The following is a 20556-nucleotide window of genomic DNA, read 5'->3' as shown; positions in this document are numbered from 1 at the left end:
AGAGCTGATAAACTGAATGAAAGAAGCATCTCCGATAATATTTCTCAAAGTTTTTTTACTCCTTGTTTATCAGCTCCTTTCTCCTCCTCCAATATCCTTTTTTATCCTACGAAAACCTCCTTAAACCTCCGTTAAAGCACCACCCCGTTTTCTGCCCGTTGTATCTTTGCATCGTGGTCACAAAGAAACTGGTTTTGCAGACTGACGAGCGAACAAGACCGACTTTTATTAATCAACTTAAAATTAAAAAACTATGGCTTTGAATTATGAAGTAAAAAAGAGAGTATTCGGTTTTGACGAGACAAAAACGGAAAAGTACGTGGCGCAGATGAAAACTTTGGGTGTGGTAGGTTTTAAGGATTTATGCGACGAGGTTTCCAAGATAGGCATGGCGCCTCGCGGTGTGGTGAAGCTGGTGCTGGACGGATTGATCGACACCTTGAATATGGATATCAACAAGGGATTTTCGGTACAGCTGGGTGAGTTCGGCTGTTTCCGTCCCGGCATCAACGCCAAGAGCCAGGACAAGCTGGAAGATGTGAAGGCAAGCACGATTTATCGCCGCAAGATTATCTTCACTCCGGGCTTCTACTTTAAGGATATGCTGACCCGTGCCAGTGTAGAGAAGATGGATTGGTCGGGCAACGGCACCGTTTCTGGTGGGGGTAGCTCCAAACCAAATCCGGATGGCGGCGGTTCCGATGGCGACCAGGGAGAAAATCCGTTAGGATAAACATTCTGTAAATAAGGAGAATATGAACTTTCTCAGAAAAAGGTTCATATTCTCCTTGAAATACTTGACTTCGCCTTTTGAATATCGTATCTTTACATCAATCATTTAAAAATCAGACAAACTGCTATGGAAACAGAAAATGGCTTTCGTATCACGACTTATAAAAAGAAAGATTTGGCATGCCTCTATTGCCCCAATGCTACTGCACGTTGCGCCATCCGCACCCTGACGCGGTGGATAAAACGGAATCACGAGCTGTATGAAGCCTTGGCGCATACCGGCTACAATGTAAGGACACGGACATTCATGCCGAAGCAGGTGAGCCTTATCGTACAGTATTTGGACGAACCTTAATATTCTTTTCAACCTCATTTATTATGTTAAAGCGGGAAGTTGCGGTTAAACTTCCTGCTTTTGTTTTTGTCATAGATACGTTGCAACACAATAGGTATAACTAACATAAGGTATTAATTAAAAAAAGAGAAAAATGATGAAAAGAATAGTTCTGATATGGATGGCCGCCTTCCTGATGGGTGGCATGGCAATGGCACAACATGCCCGCCACAGTGATAAAATGCCCGAACCGAAAGTCCGTGCCGAGCGCATGACGGAACGGATGGTGAAAGAGTACTCCTTGAACGATACGCAGAAACAACAACTGCTGGAGGCAAATCTAGCATTGGTTGAGAAAATGGGAGATATGCCGATGCATCGTGCCAAAGCACACAAGCATCATAAGAGAGATGGCAAGCGCCATCAATTGACGGATGAGCAACGCGCGCAGAAAAAAGCGGAGATGGAAAAGAAGCGTGAAGAGATGAAGACTGCCCGTATTGCTTATGATTCACAACTCCGGAAGATTATGACGGAAGAACAATATGCTGCATACAGCAAGAAAGTGCAGGATAGAAAAGCAAAAATGGAATCTAAAAGAAAATAAATTTTCTATTGCATTCAATTTGTACTATTTTTGTCCGGTCAACTACTAAAAAACAGAACGATGAAGAATATAGTCTATATTTTAGTGTGTGCATCGGTCATCTTCTTCACTGCTTGTTCGTCGCAAGACAAGAATAAGAAAGACGGTACGCAGGTATTGATGCAGGATAGTACAGAAATTGCCGGCCCACAGCGCATGCAGGTGTCTGATGTAAAAACATCCTTTACGTATAAGGGAAAAGAGTATCAGTCTTCTGTAGTGCGCCGGCCGGATGAATCTCTGCCGATAGTGAAAAACGAGCAGGGGGAGAAATTTGTGGATAACCGTATCACCTTGCGCATCACGTGCGGCGGGAAGCAGGTGGTGGATAAAGTGTTCACCAAAGATAATTTTGCTTCGTTGGTGGATGCCAAGTTCATGAAGTACTCTATTCTTGAGGGGCTGGTCTATGACAAGACCACTCCGCAAGGAATCATATACGCGGCCAGCGTCTGCTATCCGCAATCCGACCTTTATGTTCCCATCAGACTGACCATTACGGCTGACGGGAAAATCTCCATGGCAAAAGAAGAACTGATGGAGGATTATCAGACAGACAGCATTGATTAGTGGATAGTTTTCCAGATTGTTTCCAGTTTTATAGACCATCTTTGCCGGTATGAAAATCCTGATTGTAGAAGATGAGCAAGATTTGCGGGAAACCATCCGCACTTCGCTCTTGAAAGAAAAGTTTGTTGTAGAGACCGCTGCCGACTATTTTTCGGCATTGGATAAAATCAATGACTACGATTACGACTGCATTCTGCTGGATATCATGTTGCCTGGCGGGAGCGGTCTGGACTTGCTGCGTGAGCTGAAACGGCTGCATCGCAGTGACAGTGTGCTTATTATCTCGGCCAAAGACTCGCTGGACGACAAGGTGGACGGGCTGGAACTGGGAGCCGACGATTACCTTACAAAGCCTTTCCATCTGGCAGAACTCAATGCACGTGTCAAGTCATTGATACGTCGGCGGCAGGCGAAGGGAGATGTGACCGTCACCCTTGGAAATCTTTTGCTCTACCCCGACAAACGGCAGGTAGAGATAAACGGAAAACCCTTGCAGCTGAACCGCAAGGAGTTCGACCTGCTCTATTATTTTGTAGTCAACCCCGGCCGGGTCATCAATAAAATGAGCCTTGCCGAGTCGGTGTGGGGAGACAATATAGACCAGGCGGATTCGTTGGATTTTATCTACTCGCAAGTGAAGAATCTGCGTAAGAAATTGAAACAAGCTGAGGCTACCATAGAATTAAAGGCTGTCTATGGATTCGGCTACAAACTCTCCGAACTATGAAGCTGCTGAGCTACACCTACCGCAAACTTGCATTGCTGCTGTTTCTGTTGATGGCAGTGTGGGGTGTGTTGTTCTATTACGCAATCATTGACGAGGTGGTGGATGAGACGGACGATACGTTGGAGAATTACGGTGAGATATTGATGGAGAGTGCGCTTCACGACCCCTCGATACTCGAAACGGAAGGCTCGTTGATGTCTTTCTATAAGTTCACCCCTATATCCGAAGAGGAAGGGCGGCATTACAGACAAGTGTTCTATGATGCTACGGTTTATATCGAACTGGAGGATGAAGACGAACCGGTACGTGTCATGTGTACCGCTTTCCGTATGCCCGACGGGCAATATTATGAGTTGAAACTGATGATTTCCATTTTGGAGCGGGATGACATGGTGGAGGCTATGCTTTGGTATCTGGGAGCGCTGTTCCTGTTGTTTCTCATCTGTACTTCCATCGGCATCCAGTTGGTGCTGAAGGGAGTGTTCCGTCCGTTACATAGGTTGCTTGACTGGCTGCACTGCATTCAGCCCGGCAAGGAGGTGCCTCCATTGGACAACCCGACGAAGATACGGGAGTTCCGCCAGCTGAGCGATGCTGCATTGGATATGGGCAACCGCAGCTACAAGGCATACGAGGAGCAGAAGCAGTTCATCGAGAATGCCTCGCATGAGTTGCAGACACCGCTTGCCATCGTGAGGGGAAAAGTGGAACTGCTGGCTGAGAGTGAAGGGATGACGGAACAGCAAATGGAGCAGCTGGACGAGATATATGCCACGCTGGGGCGTGCCGTAAAACTGAACAAGTCCCTGCTGTTGCTTTCCCGTATAGAGAACGGGCAGTATACCGAGATGGAGGATGTCTCGGTGGATGAGATATTGGATGAACTCTTGCCCGACCTGATGGATATCTATGAACATAAGCAGGTGAGACTGATACGAAAACGGGAGGAGCAGCCTTTTATCATCCGTTGCAACCATTCGCTGGCGCAAATACTGGTTTCCAATCTTGTGAAGAACTCGTTGCTGCACAATAGGGAAGGGGGAGAGTTGCAGGTGTTTACTACTCCCGCTTCTCTGGTCATCAGGAATACGGGGGATGCCCCTTTGGATGGAGAGAAGTTGTTCCGGCGTTTCTATCATGGCATGGATGGCAAGAAGGACTCCACCGGACTGGGGCTTGCCATAGCGCGTTCCATTGCGTTGTCGTCTTCATTGAAGCTCACGTATGAATGGCAGGACGGTATGCATACCTTTCGTCTGGTTAAAGAAAGTAAAATTTACTGTTAACTGCGGTTATTCCTAAATCTTTCCTAATTCTCTACCGTTATTTGCAATGTGAATAATATGAAATTTATTAGTAACATTAAAAAATAACGATTATGAAGAAAGTATTGTCTATTCTTGTGTTGGCTCTTGTAGCTGTTCAGTTTGCCTTTGCCGGTGATGTCATCACTCAGGATACCAAGCAGCTTCCGCTGACGGCACGCAATTTTATCAACCAGTATTTCTCGAAACCGCACATTTCACACATCAAGATTGAAAGTGAAATATTGCAGACTAAAAAATATGAAGTGCTGTTGACAGACCGTACGGAAATAGACTTCGACAAGAAAGGAAATTGGTTGGAAGTGGATTGCAAGAAGTCCGCTGTTCCCGAAGCATTGATTCCGTTTCCGGTAAAGGAGTATGTGAAGGCTAACTTCCCGAGAGAGATTATTACTAAAATCGAACGCGGACGTACCGGCGTGGAAATTGAACTGGGTAATGACTACTCTTTGAAGTTCAACAAAAAGGGAAAGTTCGTCAGCATGGACGACTGATTCTCCGGTAGCTATTAACTTAAACCTTATAGAGAAATGATGAGAATGAAGATTCAAATGTTGGCGATGATGTTCATCGCCGCCTTGGCACTTGGTGCATGCAGTGATGATGACGACAAGGATGATGTCAAAGTGCCCGAAGCAATGTCACAAGCATTGAAGTCCAAATACCCTTCCGCAATCCATGTGGAATGGGAACAGAAAGGGGGCTATTTCGTTGCAGATTGTAAAGTGGATGGGCAGGAAAAGGATGTATGGTTCAATAATCAGGCGGAATGGCAACTGACGGAAACCGAATTGCTTTGGAATAATCTTCCGGGAACAGTACAGACCTCTTTCAGCGCCAGTGAGTATGCCGGCTGGAAGATAGAGGAGATTGTTCTTTTGGAGTATCCGGTAGTGCCTATGCAGTTTGTCATTGAAGTTGAAAAGGGAAATGCAGAGTATCAATTGTTCTATTCGGAAGAAGGCGGCCTGCTGCAGACAAAAGATGTGAGCGGTAATAGGGATGATACGCATTGGCCGGTAAAACTTGATTAGGGATGAGGGGATAAAGAATTAGGGGGGCAATCATATTGACCCCTTAATCCTTTATCCCTAATCTCTAACTACATTGGCTTATAATCCTTCGCCAGTCCTCCTTCGCTGGTTTCTTTGTAGAGGGAGGGCAGGTCGTTTCCGGTTTCTTTCATGACTTCCACCACTTTGTCGAATGACACGCGGTGCATGCCGTCGGTGAAGGAGGAGTAAAGGTTGGCATCCAAGGCGCGTGCGGCGGCGTAGGCATTACGTTCGATGCACGGGATTTGTACCAGTCCGCAAACCGGGTCGCAGGTCATACCCAAATGATGCTCCAATCCCATTTCGGCGGCATATTCTATTTGTGCCGGACTGCCTCCAAACAATTGGTTGGCTGCGGCTGATGCCATGGAACATGCTACACCTACCTCTGCCTGGCATCCGGCTTCCGCTCCCGAAATAGAAGCGTTGGTCTTCACGATGTTTCCTATCAGTCCGGCTGTGGCAAGGGCACGGAGTATGCGTGTGTCGCTGAATTCCCGGCTTTTTTGCAGATGATAGAGCACTGCCGGTACAATGCCACACGAACCGCAGGTAGGTGCAGTGACAATGACCCCACCTGACGCATTTTCTTCACTTACTGCCAAGGCATAGGCAAATACCAGTCCGCGCGACTGGAGGGAAGCCTTGTAGCCACTGGCACGTATATAATAGGTAGAAGCCTTTCGGCGCAGATTCAGAGGGCCAGGCAGGACTCCTTCACTATCCAATCCCCGTTTTACGGCAGCCTGCATGGTTTTCCATACCTCCTGCAGGTAATCCCAAATGTCGCTTTCCTCGCATTCCTTGACGTACTCCCAGTAACTTTTTCCGGTACGTTCACACCATTGTAGTATTTCGGTCATACTGTTCATTTTGTATACATCCGGAGTGTTTACGGATGATGCTCCGTCATTCTCTTCTGCCAGGGCACCGCCTCCGACACTGAATACGGTCCATTGGTCGGTCTCCTTGCCTTCGCTGTCCAAAGAGACGAATTTCATGCCGTTGGGATGGAAGGGCAGGAATATTTTGGGTTCCCAGATTATTTCTACCGGTGCTGCGGGTTGCAGTGTCTCGGTGATGGCAACATTGGTCATGTGTCCCTTGCCGGTAGCGGCGAGGCTTCCGTACAGGGTTACTTGGAATGCGGCTGCTTCGGGATGCCTTTCCAGGAATATCTGAGCTGCCTTGCGCGGCCCCATAGTGTGGCTGCTGGATGGACCGGTACCGATGCGGTAGAGTTCTTTGATTGATTTCATATATTTCAGATTTATGATTTAGCTTTAACTATCAGTTATCAACTGTCAATTATTCATTAACTCAAGTCCACAACGGTGATGCCTGCTCCGCCGAACTGTATATGTTCGTCGGCAAAGTGGCGCACTCCGGGAACGGTTTCCAGATATTGGCGGATAAGCGTGCGCAGGATACCCGTTCCAGTTCCGTGAAGGATACGCACGCGTGACATGCCGACAAGGATGGCATCATCAATGAAATAGGTAACGGCTTGCAAGGCTTCGTCGCCACGCATGCCGCGGACATCAATGTCTTGTTTGAAATGTAGTTTCTTCTCGTACATGCTGTCCTGGGTTTGGACACTGATGAAAGTGCTTTTGGTGGACACATCAGCTTGTTTAGGCTGCGCGTTGGTACGTTCCAGCCTATCTAGTTTTACGGTAGTTTTGATGCTGCCGAACGCGACGACCGCATTCTTGCCATTCACTTCCATTACTTCTCCCACAGAGGTTTGTCCCTTTATTCTGACGTTGCAGCCGGGGGTGATGGCTGCAAGGCGTTCTGCTTCCTTCCGCGCCTGCTGTTCTGCCAAAGCCTGGGCGGATAGCCCGTCCTCTTTTCCTTTGCCTGCTTTCTTTTCTTTTTTCCGGTTTTGCTTCTCTTTCAGCTTTTCCATTTTGCGGGCAATTTTTTCTTCCAGTTCCTTGTTGGTAAGCGATTCCATTGATTCGCGGAAGTTCGTCAATTCCTGGCGGGCCTGGCGTGTCTTTTCTTTTTCTGCTTGGGCTTCTTTGATGGAGCGTATGGTGTTCTCGATGCGCGCATTGGCTTCCTGCATCAATTGCTCCACTTCTTCTTTCGCTTTGTGCAGAATCTCCTTCCGGGATTTCTGCAAATCTTCGATTTCGGTTTGATAACGCTCGATAGTCTCTTCCATGTGCTTTTCACGCTGGCGTATTGTCTGGCGTTTGCCTTCCCAATAGCGTTTGTCGCGCACAATGTCTTGCAGGTACTTATCGGCATTGATGTATTCGCTGCCCACAATTTCCGAGGCATCGGCGATGACATCTTCGGGCAGACCTATCTTGCGGGCAATCTCTACAGCGAACGAACTGCCAGGATTGCCTATCTGCAACTGGAACAGTGCTTGCATCAGATGGCGGTCATAGAGCATGGCGCCGTTTACTACACCTTCGTGGTCTTCGGCAAAATGTTTCAGATTCTGATAGTGTGTGGTGATGACACCGAACGTCTGTTTTTGGTTGAAGCGTTTCAATACGGCTTCGGCGATGGCGCCTCCTATTTGGGGTTCTGTTCCACCACCGAATTCATCAATCAGGATGAGGCTCCGTTCATTGCAACTTTTCATCATGATTTTCATGTTTGTAAGGTGGGAGGAATAGGTACTCAAATCATCTTCAATGGACTGCTCGTCACCGATGTCAATGAATATGCTGCTGAATATTCCGGCATGACTGCGTTCGTGCATCGGGATGAGTAGTCCGGATTGCAGCATGTATTGCAATAAGCCTACTGTCTTTAGGCAGACGGACTTGCCGCCTGCGTTCGGACCGGAGATAATGAGGATACGTTGCTTTTCATTCAGTTCGATGTCAAGCGGTACGACTTTTTTGCCATGTTTGGCGAGAGAAAGTTGCAAGAGTGGGTGTACCGCCATTGTCCAGTCCAGCAGTTGCTTGTTTTCGAGAGCCGGTTTCAGTCCGGATATTTGCTCGGCAAACAATGCTTTGGCACGTATGAAGTCTATTTCGGCAAGGAACTCATATGATAGCAGTACGTCGGAGATGGAGGGACGCAACTGGTTGGAGAAGTCCGTCAGGATGCGGATAATTTCTCTGCGTTCGTCACCTTCAAGTTCTCGTATGCGATTGTTGGCTTCCACTACTTCGGCAGGCTCGATGAATACGGTTTTACCACTGGCCGACTCGTCGTGTACAATACCGCGTATTTTCCGTTTCAGTGCCGGTGCAACGGGAATGACCAGACGGCCGTCACGCATGGTGGGCGTTACGTCTTTGTCCACAACGCCCTCGGACTGGGCATTTCGTAGAATACTATTCAGTGAGCGGGAGATGCTTCCCATAGTACTTGCCAGTTCCCGGCGGATGCGTGCCAACTCTGTAGAGGCATTGTCCTTGATTTTTCCGTAAGGGGAGAGGATGCCGTTTATTTTTGCTATGAGCTGTGGGAAAACGGTGATGTCTCCCGCCAGTCTTTTCAGACAAGGGTAGGGGGAAGCGCCCTCTTCCTCATCATCGTCGCTTTTCTGTAGGAAGCGTACAATATCACGTATGGTTTCCAGTGAACGGCGCAGGTCAAATAGCTCTTGTTCATCCAGATACATGCCTTCCACGCGTATGCGTTTCAGTGACGGACGTACATCAAAAAAGTATTGTGCCGGGAAGTTGTCTTCTTCTTGGAGTATGCGTACAAATTCAGTGACTTGGTCCAAACGCTCCTCCACCTCCCCAAAGTGGTCGGAGAATGCCATGTCCATCACCCGTTCTTCGCCAAGTGTACTGAGGCATTTTTCTTTCAGCAATTGGCGTATTTGGTCGAAACCTATTTTCTGTTCAAAGTTCTGCGGATATATCATGGTGCAAAAGTACTATTAATTCATGAAAAAAGAGAAAGGAAGTTTGCAGAATTAAAAATGATTTGTACCTTTGCACCGCTTTAAGGAAAAAGTACTTCTCGAAGAGGAAGTTTTTAGGAGAGGTGGCAGAGTGGTCGATTGCGGCGGTCTTGAAAACCGTTGTGCTGCGAGGCACCCGGGGTTCGAATCCCTGTCTCTCCGCAATAAACATTGATAATCAGTGATTTATGAAGATTGCACCCAATTTTACACCCGATAATGTAAAATTGGGTGTTTTTGTTTTATTTAAGATTTGAAAATATTTCAAATTCTGCATAAGCCACTTCTTTCGTATCTCTATAGAATGTTTTATAAATACGATATTTACCCGGACGGTTAGGGACTTCGGAAGTGTGTAGTTTGATTGTTTGCTGATGAGGGGGATATTTAGGAAGTAACACCCAACCAATATCTTCAAAGGCTGGACTGGTGGGTAATGCTTCCCATTGTTGGTTACTATTGTTATAAAAAGCAAGGCTATAATCGTTTCCACATGTATATTTTTGTTGTGAGTGATTGAAGACTGCTATTTTTACTTCCGTAGTTGATAGCGGATAGCTAGCGTATTCTGTGTGCATGGAAAGCGAATCGGGATTTACGTTTTTTTCAGTTGGAATGTTACGGGGTACCGGATGCAATATCTGTGTGGTTGATTGTGAAGTTTGGGGTATTTCTTCTTTTATTTTATTAAGTTTAAAAGTAACTGGAACTGTATATTTCACCTTTACGGCTTTCCCTTTCAGTATGCCGGGCTTCCATTGAGGAAGCATTTTTATGATACGTAGTGCCTCTTTATCTAAAGAAGGCTCAACACTTCTCACTATGTTAGGTTCTATTATGTAACCGTTTTCATCTACAATAAACTGAACTACAACCCTTCCTTGTATTCCTTCCGTTTGTGCTTTGGTTGGATATTTCATATTATCATTGATGAATTGTAACAATTTATCCATACCACCGGGAAATTCGGGCATTTGGTCGATTACATTATAGATTGGTGGGTAAACGGCTTCTTCTTCCGGGAGCAATAAAGTGTCATTCAATTGACTATAGGGATGTCTTTTGAATAGTTCAACCACATTATTTTGTAATTGAAATTCAGCCATTAAAGTGTATTCTTTGCTATATCTTCTTACTGTAAGAAAAAAACGATAACGACCGGGAGTATGCCTGAATAATTCTGCATTATAATAATATTTATTGCCTTGCCAAAGTATAATCTCTTCATCAAATACAACAAGTTGCATAGGAACATCCCTCCATATTCCTTTTTCATCCTCATAAGTATAGCTGTAATATCCCCCAAAACCAATATCAGTACCACTATTGTTGTGCAATACGAAAGTGACTTGTTTCTGTTTTGTGGAATAGACTGGGAATTCAGGATGTAAAGAAAGCCCCAGTGTATCATTTATTCCGACTGTATTGTTTATAGGAGCTTGTGGAGCCTCTTTTTGTTTAGGCTTATTTGTACAGCCAACAACAAATGTGCAAAATGTTAATATACATAACAAAATATTCATTTTCATACGATACGTCTTTATTGGGTCACATTTATTAAACATTTAATCAGTTGGCAAAGTAAATCTTACTGGAAATGTAAATTTTACTTTTACGGGAATTTCATGTTGGCTCCCCGGTTTCCATTTAGGCATTATTGAAACTATGCGTAATGCTTCTTCACAAAAAGCATTATCAATACTTAGAACCGGATTAATGCTACGCAGAATTTTGGGTTGTATAACGCTGCCGTCTTTATCTATGACAACTTGTACAATAACTCTGCCCTCTAATCTGCTCTGCAGTGCCGATTGAGGGTATCTAACATTCTGTTGTATGAATTCCATTAATTTAGGTAAACCTCCTCCGGGAAATTCAGGCATATTTTGCACCACTTCAAATACATCACCTTCATCGTCTTCCGTTATGTCCCCTATGGCTGGGGCATATCCGGAACCTATAGAAATTGGCTTCTTTCTTCGGGAAACCTGCTTGGACGTGTATGCCTCAAACCAACGGCATATTTCGTAACGTTCTCCTTGTTCATTGTGGACTTTGATTTTCAATAGATAATCTCCGGTGGGGCAGTTCTTTGGAAAGTCAACTTTTATTTCTCCATTCTTTCCTTTTTCAATCACCCAAGCAATAGACTCCTTGTCGATAGAGTTGTCTTGAAGAATTTTATGCAATTTTCCTTGTCTGTCTTCACGGTAAAATACCGCTTCGTCGTAAGTCAATTCAAAATTAGAACTACCAATAGGAACGTAAACTTTTCCTTTGGAGATACTTGTGCCATTTATAAAAATGTCTTCGGTTTTTTCACGGCACATCTGATTGATGTGTTTATTAAAATAGATTTTAGTTATTCCATCATTTTCATCTATTAGAAATCCCCAATGTATATTAGAAGTTGTTTTTTGGGGAAAAGATGAAACTGATACATTCACTCCAATAATGAAGCAGTAGATAATTTTTTGCAATATTGTTTTCATCTCGGATTATTATTTATCAGTGAAGCAATGTATTTACAAAAATAGTAAAAGTGCAATTCATTAACAATCAGAATTGCACTTTTATTTTCTGCTAAAGTATTATATTCTCAACCCTCTTTTAGGTCTGTTCTCTTCTTTTTGGGTGTGGCTTACACCCAGCATTTCTTTAAGTTCCTGAAACTTCATTTTGAACCATTCGAGTATGGGCATACCGTCAATGCACAGCCGGAATTTTCCTTTCTCCTGCGGGTTCCTCTCCACGGTTGCCGTTGAGTGGTCTGTCCTGAACTTCTCCTTGTGCTCTTTTGAGTAGAGCTTTCCCTTGAACTCCACGGGCTGCAGGCTGACAATCCGCCTTGTCAGTTCCTCGGTGAACCCCACTTCCCGGCACTGTTCGGCTATGGGCAACAGTTCCTTCACGATAGGGAAATAGGTGTCTATCAGTCCCAGCCGATTGTCGTATTCCCTGATTTTTTGCTGGTAGCTCCGGTCTATCTTGTTTATCTCGCTGTTGTGGCGGTTCTCCATTTTTGTCTGTTCCCTCTGTTCGGCTTGTACCTGCTTTTGCAGCTTCACAATGCCCTGCCTCAAACCTTCATTCTCCGTTTCCAGCCTCCTGACCTTGCTGCCTCCCAAAAGAGAACTCACCCCGTCCGCTATGGCTGTGGTGGCGTTTACCGCCGCATTCTTTATCTTCTGCGTGTTGATTTCTCCCTTGACCTTTTTCAGTTTCTTCTGCGCTTCCTCTTCCAGCCCCAGCAGGGTTTCTATGTTCTCCTGCAGACTGTCTTGTTGCTCTACCAGCTCCTTGTAGTATTGCATGGTGGAGATGTGTTTTGCCAGCGAACCGTCTATTCCTCTTTGCAAGCCATATTTGCCCATGGCTTGTGCATAGGTGTCCTGATAGTGTTTAAGCTTGTGCCTTGCCATGACATCATCAGCACACAGCCGCACGTCCTGCGTGCTCTTCTTGCGGTATTTCTTTTTCCCGTTCTGTTCTTCTTTTTTGGCTTTCCTGCGCTCCCCGGTCACTATCGGTACGATAGTGGCGTGTATGTGCGGTGTCTTTTCGTCCATGTGCAGAACTGCCGACACGAGGTTCCGCTCCCCGTATGTTTCCCGAAGCCATTGCAGGCTGTCGTTGCACCATCCGTCAAGCTGTCCGTCCGCTTCCATTTGCTTCATGTCCTTGTTGCTTCCGGTGAGCAGTACCCGGATTGCCTTCACCTGGTTGGTGCCCACCTTGCGTCTGATACCTGCTGTCTCTATCCGGTGCGCTATTGCCTGTGTGCGGTTCCTCACTCCTTCGGGGAATTGCACCAATTCCCTGTTCAGGTGCGTGCGCGTTCTGTCCGCGTTCTTGGGGTGGACGGTGCGCTCTATGTGTGCGGACATCCTGCTGTCCGTACCCTTTGCTTTCTCCAAATGCAAAACTGCATATCCCATAACTGTAATATATTTTTCGGTTAATACTTCCCCTGCCTTGTTCCCATGCCGCATGGCTCCGGGGTTTCAAAAGGGGCGGCGTCCCTTTTGCTCATTGGGGCTTTTTTAGCAATGCGTGCATTGCGTGAAGAAAAAGCCCTAATGAGCTATGGCTTTTTTAAAGCCTTCAGCCGACTGTGCGGTTACATCCTGAAACCTCTGCCTTTCCTCTCCGGCTGCCTTGCCTGCCGTTGTTCTCTTTCCGGTTCCGGTTTCTCCTGCCGCCGTTCCGCTTGTCCTGACCGTTTACCACAAAGGAAGTCGTTCAGGTCGTTGTAGTCTCCGTATATGTGTGATGCGTCCCGGACACGCATTCCGTATTTCTCCCGCAGTTCCTGAACGGCTTCCATTCCCGCCTTGTCGTTATCAAGGAAGCAATGGATGTGCCCGTAACCACCCAAAGGTCGGATTGCTTTGGATAGGTTGGAAGTCGAGTTCAGCACGATGTAGTCCTGCCCGTCAAGGTCGGGACGGTCGGGACACCTTTCCAGCCGCAGGGTAAGGAAGGAGAGGTAGTCCATGAAGCCCTCGAAGAGGCAGCAGGTCTCCCTCGTCTGTTCCTGCCGTATGTGGGTGATGTCCTTCGGTGCGATGCACCCTTTGAAAAACTTGTTGCGTATCTCGTAGCCTCCCGAACGGTTGGGGAAGCCGATGGCAAAGTATGGTTTGCCGTCGGTCAGATAGCGCACTTCCCTGCATTCTCTTTTCGCCAGCTCCGTATTTATCCCCCTCTGCCGCAGATAGGAATACAAGGCGGGGGAAGAGAGCGGCACCACCTCCAACTGTTGGAAGCTCGGTTTTGAGAGTGCCTGCTTGCCAAAAGAAAAGGAGACCGGATGCACGCCGGGCGCCTGCTCCGCTATCCGTTCCAAAAGGTAGGGCAGGCTGTCGGATGCGTAGAGTTCCTGCGCCAGTGCGATGATGTTCCCGCCCCTGCCCGCGCCAAAATCGTACCATAGATTGCGTTCCGTGTTGACCTTGAAGGACGGTTCCCGTTCATTCCTGAATGGTGACTTGTACCATAGGCTGTCGCCCTGTTTCCTTACCGGGTCGTAGCCGAGACTGTGCAGATATTCCTCTATGCGTATCTGTTTCGCTTCATTCGTATTCATGTAGGTTTCTGTTTAAGTGGATATTGTTTTTTTTCTTTTCGCCCGTACCTTTCCGTATATTACGGGCTGTATCCACTTTACTTTACTTCCGTATATATATGGTACGGGAATAAAGTAAAGTGCTTTTATCAGCAACCGGAACACTTCACTTTACTCTGACATATATATATACCCTGACTAAAGTAAAGTGGTTTCCGGTCTGTGCCGCTAATAGTGGAAGTCGGGGTTGAAGGTGTATTTCCTGCCGTTCTCCTGCACTATCATCCGCTTGCTTTTGAGTACGGTGATGAGTTTTACCACCTTGTTGTCTCCAAGCGTGACACCGACAGAGGCGTATGCTTCCTGCAAGGCTTCCGCAAGTTCCTGATAGCCGTATTCGTCTTTCAGGGTGAACGCCGCTTCCAGTGCGATGCGGTGCTGCCGCTCGGTGATGTCCTTGTACGGGTCGAACTTCTCCCTGTTTCCTTTTGTCTCATCCTTGTCCTTGAACTGGTAGTCTTCCAGCAGTTCGGGCAATGCTTCCTCATTGATGCGGAATGCGAACGGTTCGAAGTCCACCGCCCTGATATGTGCGGTTTTGACCGTACTTATGTCGGGATTCTTGCTGTCCTTCTCCACTTGCAGCACCGTTTCCGCCTTGTTGCTTAGCTCGGTTCCGATGTGCCCCCTTGCGTTCTCGTCCCCCTTGTTCTGGTGCAGTATGGTATGGATGTGGATGTTCCTTTCCCCCGTCCATGTCATCAGCAGGGAGATTACCTTCGTGGATTCGCCGGGGCTGTTGATGTCGTACACCATGTCCCGTATTCCGTCGATGATTACCAGCCCGACGTTTTCAGTCCGGTAGATTGCCTCCTTCACGATTGCTATGCGCTCTTCGGGCGTGTATTTCCGCAGGACGAGGAACTCGAGGTTCTCATGGTTGCTGCCTGTCGGCAGTCCCGCCATGCGCAGGCTGCGCCTTGCCACTTTCGCACAGTGGTAGGAGCTCTGTTCGGTGTCCACATAGAGTATTTTCCGCTTGTTTTCGGGCAGTTCCGCCGTATAGTTCAGTACCGTCCCGTTTTTCAGCGCAGCCGCCACGATTGCGGAGACGTTGAATGTTTTCTTGCTTTTGGCTTTTCCGATTGACGCGCTGAAGTTTCCCAGCGTGCCGATGACGGAGCCCTGCACTTTCAGGATTTCGGGTGCCTGCTCATAGTCTTCCGAAAGGTCAAGCCGCGAGGCATGCCATAGGATTATCGCCTCTTCGGGCGTGATGTTTCTTTCCTTGTTTTCCATATGGCACCTCCCTATCTGCGTCCCCCGCTTTTACGTCCTGCCAGTTCCAGTGCCATGTCCGCATCGACGATGATTTTGCGCCCTATCTGCGTAATGGCTCTGTCTATCCTCCCGCTTTTCTTGATGCGGTTTGCAGTGGGTATGCTGCACCCGAACAGCCGGGCTATGCCGCCTATCCCGTACACGTATTTCTTATCCTTGTCGGCTGCTGGCTGGGCTGGCTTCGTTTCGCTTCCCTGCAAGGCATGGCGGTTCAGGAATATGAACTCTTCGCCCGTCATCTGCCATACGGGCTTTGATAAAAGGTCTCTAATTTCCATGTCAGAATGAATTAACGTTTGTACTGTAAGCCCTGCGCATGGGCTTTTTATTTCGTTCGAACAGTGCAAAGTTAGTTCCGGGTATGGGTGGTAAGGATGTGGATAGCGTGATTGGGGTATCACGCTATCTCATTAATTATCAACAAGTAATAAAAAGTGGTAGAAATTATTTTGAGTGGTAAAAGTGGTCGTGTCGTGGAATGTCGGGACATATCACCGGCTATCGGAATATTAACCGCATTTCCTTGGCAAATTCCTGATTGCTGTCACTGGCTAAATCAGTACGGGGAACGGGTGCCTTGTATTTGGATTTGTAATATTTTATGTCTATATCCAGCAATCTCATGATTTCATCCTTCCACTTCTCTCTGTCCTGATTGGAGAGGGTCTCACCCATGAGGAATATCAGGTAGCATACACGCGCCTTTTCTCCCGGTCTTATCTTCAGCCTGTTCCTGCATGGCTGCAAGTTCATTCCGGCGTAGAAATCGGCTTCGGGAACGGCTTCAAACTGTTTGTCGTTGCATTTCTCATAAATGGCTGACAGCAGTCGCATGGGGAAATAGGCGGGTGGGCTTGCCGGGGTGGTACCGGATGAGGGAATTTCCTTTTCTTCCCCCTCCTTTTTCTTTTGGTCGGTCAGGTATTTATCAAGGATTGTCAATAGTGAGCCTCCCAGCCTGCAAATGTCCCCGCAACGGTTTTGCAGGCATTGCAGGGCTTCCCGTCTTGCCTGCTCCTTCTGCCTGTACAGTTCATCCAGTTTGGCTTTCTCCTTGTCGTATTCCCGTTTGCATCGGTCGTACCTTCTTTCCAGCAGTTCCTCTTCCTGACGGTCGTGTTCCCTGAAACCTACTGCTTCCAAAGAGCCGTTAGCTGCCATGAGTTCCCGGTAATATCCGTTTGTGACTTTCATCTGTTTGTCGATGCTCCAGTCGAAGCGCTCTTCATGCTGTCGGCAGACATATCCGGTATCGAGGCAGTCAAAAAACTCCTTGCAGGCGCTGTAAGTCGAGATGTTGCCCTCAATCTCTCGTTTCAGGCTGTTCAGTAATATGGAGAAGTGCGCGGCGTCCGCTTCAAGCATGAGGCTGATAAGTGCGGTTTCAAAGGCCTGCGTGTCCCCGTACTCTCTGTAAAAATCAGAAATGAACTGTTGCTTCTCAAAAGAGAAACTGCCGCCGGACATTATTTCGGCGTATATTTTGTTGAGCTTCCCGTAGCGGGGTATCATTGACGTTATTCTTTCCTCCATGATATAATTGTGGTTACAGTTGGTTGAATTTGTTCATCGCATTAGCCTTGATGTCATCGGCTATGTCTATGTAGGGTTTCATCGCCTTGTAGTCGCTGTGCCCCGTCCATTTCATCACTACTTGTGCGGGAATGCCCAATGCCAAAGCGTTACAGATGAATGTCCGTCTTCCGGCATGGGTACCCAACAGCGCGTATTTGGGTGTGACGGTGTCTATACGTTCGTTTCCCTTGTAGTAAGTTTCCCTTACCGGGTCGTTGATTTCCGCAAGCTCCCCCAGTTCTTTCAAATAATCGTTCATCTTCTGATTGCTGATGACCGGAAGTGCCTTATGGTCTTCAAAGTATACGTTCTTGTATTTTTCCAGTATCGCCTTGCTGTGGTTGTTTAACTCTATGATAAGGCTGTCCGCTGTTTTGACGGTGGTCACTTCTATGTGGTCGGGCTTGATGTCACTCCGTTTGAGGTTGTACACGTCCGAATAGCGCAGCCCGCTGAAACAGCAGAACAGAAAGACGTCCCTTACCCGTTCGAGATATTGCTTGGTCGGGGGTATTTTGTAGTTTTTCAATCTGTTCAGTTCCTCCCATGTGAGGAATATCACTTTCTTGGGTGTGTTTTTCAGTTTGGGTTTGAAGCTGTCATAAGCCATGTTCTGATTGTACCCTTTCTTGAAGCTCCACCGTAGAAACCATTTCAGGAAGGCTATCTGCTTGCTTATGGTGCTGTTGCGCATGTCCTTCTTGTTACGCAGGAAGTCCACATAGTCATTCAGACCGTTCTCGGTGAACGTGTCAAAGGAAAGCTCATCCCTGAACTCTTTCAGGTGGTTCTTTACCGCAGCGAATTTTTCGTAGGTTGCGTCTGTCCAGTCGTTCTGTTTCCCGCATTCTCTTACAAACTCCTCGAATGCCTCCCCAAAGCTGGTTTTAGGTTCTTCGGCTGTTTCCTGCTCTGTGGCTGGTACATCCTTCATCCTTGCATTGAAGCTATCCTTTATCTGTGTGGGTGTAGGTAGTACATTCTGTACTTCAAACTCCTTGAAGATGTTCTGTATTTCCGTGTACTGTCTTAGCAGGTCTGCGTTGATTTCGGATGCGCTTTGCTTCAGTTTGTTTGTGCATCCGTTCTTTACCCTTTGTTTGTCCGCATCCCATTTGGTAGCGTCAATGCGGTAGCCCGTTGTAAACTCTATGCGTTGGCTTGCGAATATCACACGCATACGGATAGGCACATTCTCTGTGATTGGCACCCCGTTTTTCTTCCGGCTTTCCAGTGCGAAAATGATGTTTCTCTTGATATTCATAATTGGGTGTGTTTGAAAATTGACACCCAAAAATACACCCAAAAAGTGAGATATGCAAAGATATTAAGAGATATTTTATTTTCTGTTTGTTTTGTAATAAACTGGTAATTAACAAGATATTACGAGTTTGTGATATTGTTTGAAATGGTAGGTGATAGAACCTGTCTCTCCGCAGAACTCCAAAGACAAAAAGGACTCAAAGTATGACAAATCCCGTAAAATCAAGGTTTTACGGGATTTTTTATTTCTCTTCTCGGACATCTATCAGTAATTTGGGTTATATAATCAGTAATCTGGATACCTATGTAATAATAATACCCGCTACTTTTGTATCGCTATAACAATTGGATTTATATGTTTCAACTAAATAATATATCGTATGAAAAGATTGGTATTGTTTATGATGGCAGTTATGCTGTTGTCTATTATTGTTAACGCACAGAAAAAAGGTGGTAAGACACTGGTAGCTTATTTCTCGGCAACGGGAACAACGGCAAGGGCTGCCAAGTTGGTGGCAGAAACTGTCGATGGGACTCTCTACGAAATACAGCCTGCGAAAAAGTACACGGCTACTGATTTGGACTGGCATGACAAAGCTTCGCGCAGCAGTGTGGAAATGTCGGATTCCAAATTGCGTCCTGCATTGTATTCTAAACTGGGGAGTCTCGCGGAGTATGATACTATTTATATCGGTTTTCCTATTTGGTGGAATTTGGCTCCAAGAATTATCAATACATTTATAGAAAGCGGTGATTTTGCAGGTAAAACGGTTATTCCATTCGCCACTTCGGGAAGCAGCAGTATTTTTAATGCAGAAAAGGAATTACAGACGAATTACCCCGGCATAAACTGGGGAAAAGGCAGGCTGCTGAATGGAGCGAGCCGGGAAACTGTCAAGCAATGGATTAAGAAATGAATTTCCAGCCGAAACTTAAAGAAGTAGAGATGAAGAACATGGTAAAAAACATATGTGCGGCGATGGTTATTAGCCTTTGTGCTGCGGGACATTTGTCTGCAACAGAAAATAATCCTAATAATGATAATAAATTTATGGAAGAGAATTTGAATCTGATTCAGGAGTGGGACAAGACATTTCCACAGAGTGATAAAGTAAACCATAAGAAGATAACTTTCCACAACCGTTACGGCATTACACTTACTGCCGATTTGTATGTACCCAAGAATGCGACGGGTAAATTGTCTGCCATTGCCATCAGTGGCCCGTTTGGTGCCGTGAAGGAACAAGCTTCGGGCTTGTATGCGCAGACATTGGCAGAACGTGGATTTCTGACGATTGCTTTCGATCCATCCTATACGGGGGAAAGTAGCGGCCAGCCCCGTTATGTGGCTTCGCCGGACATCAATACGGAAGATTTCAGTGCAGCGGTCGATTATCTTTCCACCCGTGACGATGTAGATGCAGAGCGCATCGGCATTCTCGGTATTTGTGGATGGGGAGGCATGGCGCTTAATGCAGCGGCTATCGATACTCGCATCAAGGCTACAGTTACGGCAACCATGTACGACATGAGCCGGGTCAATGCTAACGGTTATTTTGATTCTATGAATGCCGATGCACGGCACGAATTGCGGCGCCAGCTTAATGCTCAGCGTACGGAGGATTATAGAAACGGTACATTTGCTCTTGAAGGAGGTGTAGTAGATCCGTTGCCTGCCGATGCTCCACAATTTGTGAAGGACTACCATGCCTATTATAAAACACCGCGCGGCTATCATAAGCGGTCACTCAATTCTAACCGCGGATGGAACAAGACTTCACCGCTTTCGTTCATCAATATGCCTATCCTTTCATATAGTGATGAAATCCGTAGTGCAGTGTTGATGCTGCACGGTGAGAAGGCCCATTCACGTTATTTCAGTGAAGATGCTTTTAAAAAGTTGCAGGGTGATAATAAGGAGCTGCTGATTATTCCCGGTGCAAACCATGTAGACTTGTATGACAATATAGAGGTAATTCCATTCGGCAAAATAGAGAGATTCTTCAATGAACATCTTCGATGACCGCC

Annotated in this window: 20 protein-coding genes and 1 tRNA gene; 11 read left to right on the top strand and 10 right to left on the bottom strand. The window is 46.5% G+C overall.

The window, feature by feature from the left end; all coding sequences use genetic code 11:
* The first annotated feature begins 253 nt into the window (after positions 1-253).
* The 8 genes from H1A11_RS10210 to H1A11_RS10175 all read left to right on the top strand — a co-directional run bounded on the left by H1A11_RS10210 (position 254) and on the right by H1A11_RS10175 (position 5368).
* A complete protein-coding gene (locus tag H1A11_RS10210; protein WP_009038158.1) occupies positions 254-733 on the top strand; it encodes an HU family DNA-binding protein in 480 nt (159 codons plus the stop codon).
* A 126-nt stretch (positions 734-859) separates the two neighbouring features.
* A complete protein-coding gene (locus tag H1A11_RS10205) occupies positions 860-1087 on the top strand; it encodes a DUF4248 domain-containing protein (RefSeq protein ID WP_005831704.1) in 228 nt (75 codons plus the stop codon).
* A gap of 136 nt (positions 1088-1223) precedes the next feature.
* Positions 1224-1673 (top strand): DUF4890 domain-containing protein, encoded by a 450-nt coding sequence (locus H1A11_RS10200; protein ID WP_005832642.1) that lies wholly within the window; start codon positions 1224-1226, stop codon positions 1671-1673.
* A gap of 60 nt (positions 1674-1733) precedes the next feature.
* Positions 1734-2282: a DUF4738 domain-containing protein gene (locus H1A11_RS10195; RefSeq protein ID WP_005831701.1), complete on the top strand. Its 549-nt coding sequence runs from the start codon at positions 1734-1736 to the stop codon at positions 2280-2282.
* A 49-nt stretch (positions 2283-2331) separates the two neighbouring features.
* Positions 2332-3009, top strand: a complete 678-nt coding sequence (locus H1A11_RS10190) for a response regulator transcription factor (protein WP_005832639.1) — start codon at positions 2332-2334, stop codon at positions 3007-3009.
* Entirely contained in the window at positions 3006-4295 is a 1290-nt protein-coding gene (locus H1A11_RS10185) for a HAMP domain-containing sensor histidine kinase (protein WP_005831698.1), read from the top strand. Before H1A11_RS10190 ends, H1A11_RS10185 begins: the two co-directional genes overlap by 4 nt.
* A 92-nt stretch (positions 4296-4387) precedes the next feature.
* A complete protein-coding gene (locus H1A11_RS10180; protein ID WP_181757168.1) occupies positions 4388-4828 on the top strand; it encodes a PepSY-like domain-containing protein in 441 nt (146 codons plus the stop codon).
* A gap of 36 nt (positions 4829-4864) precedes the next feature.
* On the top strand, positions 4865-5368 hold the full coding sequence (locus H1A11_RS10175; RefSeq protein WP_005831695.1) for a PepSY-like domain-containing protein: 504 nt from the start codon (positions 4865-4867) through the stop codon (positions 5366-5368).
* Between the two features lie 68 nt (positions 5369-5436).
* On the opposite strand, the gene H1A11_RS10170 is transcribed toward H1A11_RS10175, so the two are convergent.
* Both H1A11_RS10170 and H1A11_RS10165 read right to left on the bottom strand, forming a co-directional pair.
* The gene (locus H1A11_RS10170) at positions 5437-6648 is read right to left on the bottom strand and encodes an L-serine ammonia-lyase (protein ID WP_117966895.1); all 1212 of its coding nucleotides are present in this window, start codon (positions 6646-6648) and stop codon (positions 5437-5439) included.
* A gap of 56 nt (positions 6649-6704) precedes the next feature.
* Entirely contained in the window at positions 6705-9242 is a 2538-nt protein-coding gene (locus H1A11_RS10165; protein ID WP_181757167.1) for an endonuclease MutS2, read from the bottom strand.
* A gap of 116 nt (positions 9243-9358) precedes the next feature.
* Between H1A11_RS10165 and H1A11_RS10160 the strand changes: the two genes are divergently transcribed.
* A tRNA-Ser gene (locus H1A11_RS10160) sits at positions 9359-9443 on the top strand.
* A gap of 80 nt (positions 9444-9523) precedes the next feature.
* Here H1A11_RS10160 and H1A11_RS10150 read toward each other — a convergent pair.
* From H1A11_RS10150 to H1A11_RS10115, 8 genes are all read right to left on the bottom strand, one after another.
* Positions 9524-10810, bottom strand: coding sequence for an energy transducer TonB (locus tag H1A11_RS10150; protein WP_234128275.1), 1287 nt, complete (start codon positions 10808-10810; stop codon positions 9524-9526).
* Positions 10811-10846: 36 nt separating this feature from the next.
* Positions 10847-11773 (bottom strand): energy transducer TonB, encoded by a 927-nt coding sequence (locus H1A11_RS19115; RefSeq protein WP_234128274.1) that lies wholly within the window; start codon positions 11771-11773, stop codon positions 10847-10849.
* A 99-nt stretch (positions 11774-11872) separates the two neighbouring features.
* Positions 11873-13219, bottom strand: a complete 1347-nt coding sequence (mobV, locus tag H1A11_RS10140) for a MobV family relaxase (protein WP_181757165.1) — start codon at positions 13217-13219, stop codon at positions 11873-11875.
* 182 nt (positions 13220-13401) lie between these two features.
* A complete protein-coding gene (locus tag H1A11_RS10135) occupies positions 13402-14370 on the bottom strand; it encodes a toprim domain-containing protein (protein WP_181757164.1) in 969 nt (322 codons plus the stop codon).
* A gap of 207 nt (positions 14371-14577) precedes the next feature.
* The gene (locus H1A11_RS10130; RefSeq protein WP_009126674.1) at positions 14578-15648 is read right to left on the bottom strand and encodes an AAA family ATPase; all 1071 of its coding nucleotides are present in this window, start codon (positions 15646-15648) and stop codon (positions 14578-14580) included.
* 11 nt (positions 15649-15659) lie between these two features.
* On the bottom strand, positions 15660-15968 hold the full coding sequence (locus tag H1A11_RS10125) for a DUF3853 family protein (RefSeq protein ID WP_007759946.1): 309 nt from the start codon (positions 15966-15968) through the stop codon (positions 15660-15662).
* Between the two features lie 220 nt (positions 15969-16188).
* A complete protein-coding gene (locus H1A11_RS10120; RefSeq protein WP_181757163.1) occupies positions 16189-17223 on the bottom strand; it encodes a hypothetical protein in 1035 nt (344 codons plus the stop codon).
* 13 nt (positions 17224-17236) lie between these two features.
* Entirely contained in the window at positions 17237-18529 is a 1293-nt protein-coding gene (locus H1A11_RS10115; protein WP_181757162.1) for a site-specific integrase, read from the bottom strand.
* 379 nt (positions 18530-18908) lie between these two features.
* Here H1A11_RS10115 and H1A11_RS10110 point away from each other — a divergent pair, with 379 nt between their 5' ends.
* Together H1A11_RS10110 and H1A11_RS10105 are read left to right on the top strand one after the other, a co-directional pair.
* Complete coding sequence (locus H1A11_RS10110) at positions 18909-19445, top strand: flavodoxin (RefSeq protein WP_117974355.1); 537 nt, start codon at positions 18909-18911, stop codon at positions 19443-19445.
* Between the two features lie 29 nt (positions 19446-19474).
* Complete coding sequence (locus H1A11_RS10105; RefSeq protein WP_171030432.1) at positions 19475-20551, top strand: alpha/beta hydrolase; 1077 nt, start codon at positions 19475-19477, stop codon at positions 20549-20551.
* The last annotated feature ends 5 nt before the right edge of the window (positions 20552-20556 follow it).

The organism is Bacteroides sp. CACC 737, from assembly GCF_013874375.1.
GTDB classification, from domain to species: Bacteria; Bacteroidota; Bacteroidia; order Bacteroidales; family Bacteroidaceae; genus Bacteroides; species Bacteroides uniformis.
Note: the sequence above shows the minus strand (reverse complement) of the source record. Positions and strands in the feature narration are given on the sequence as shown.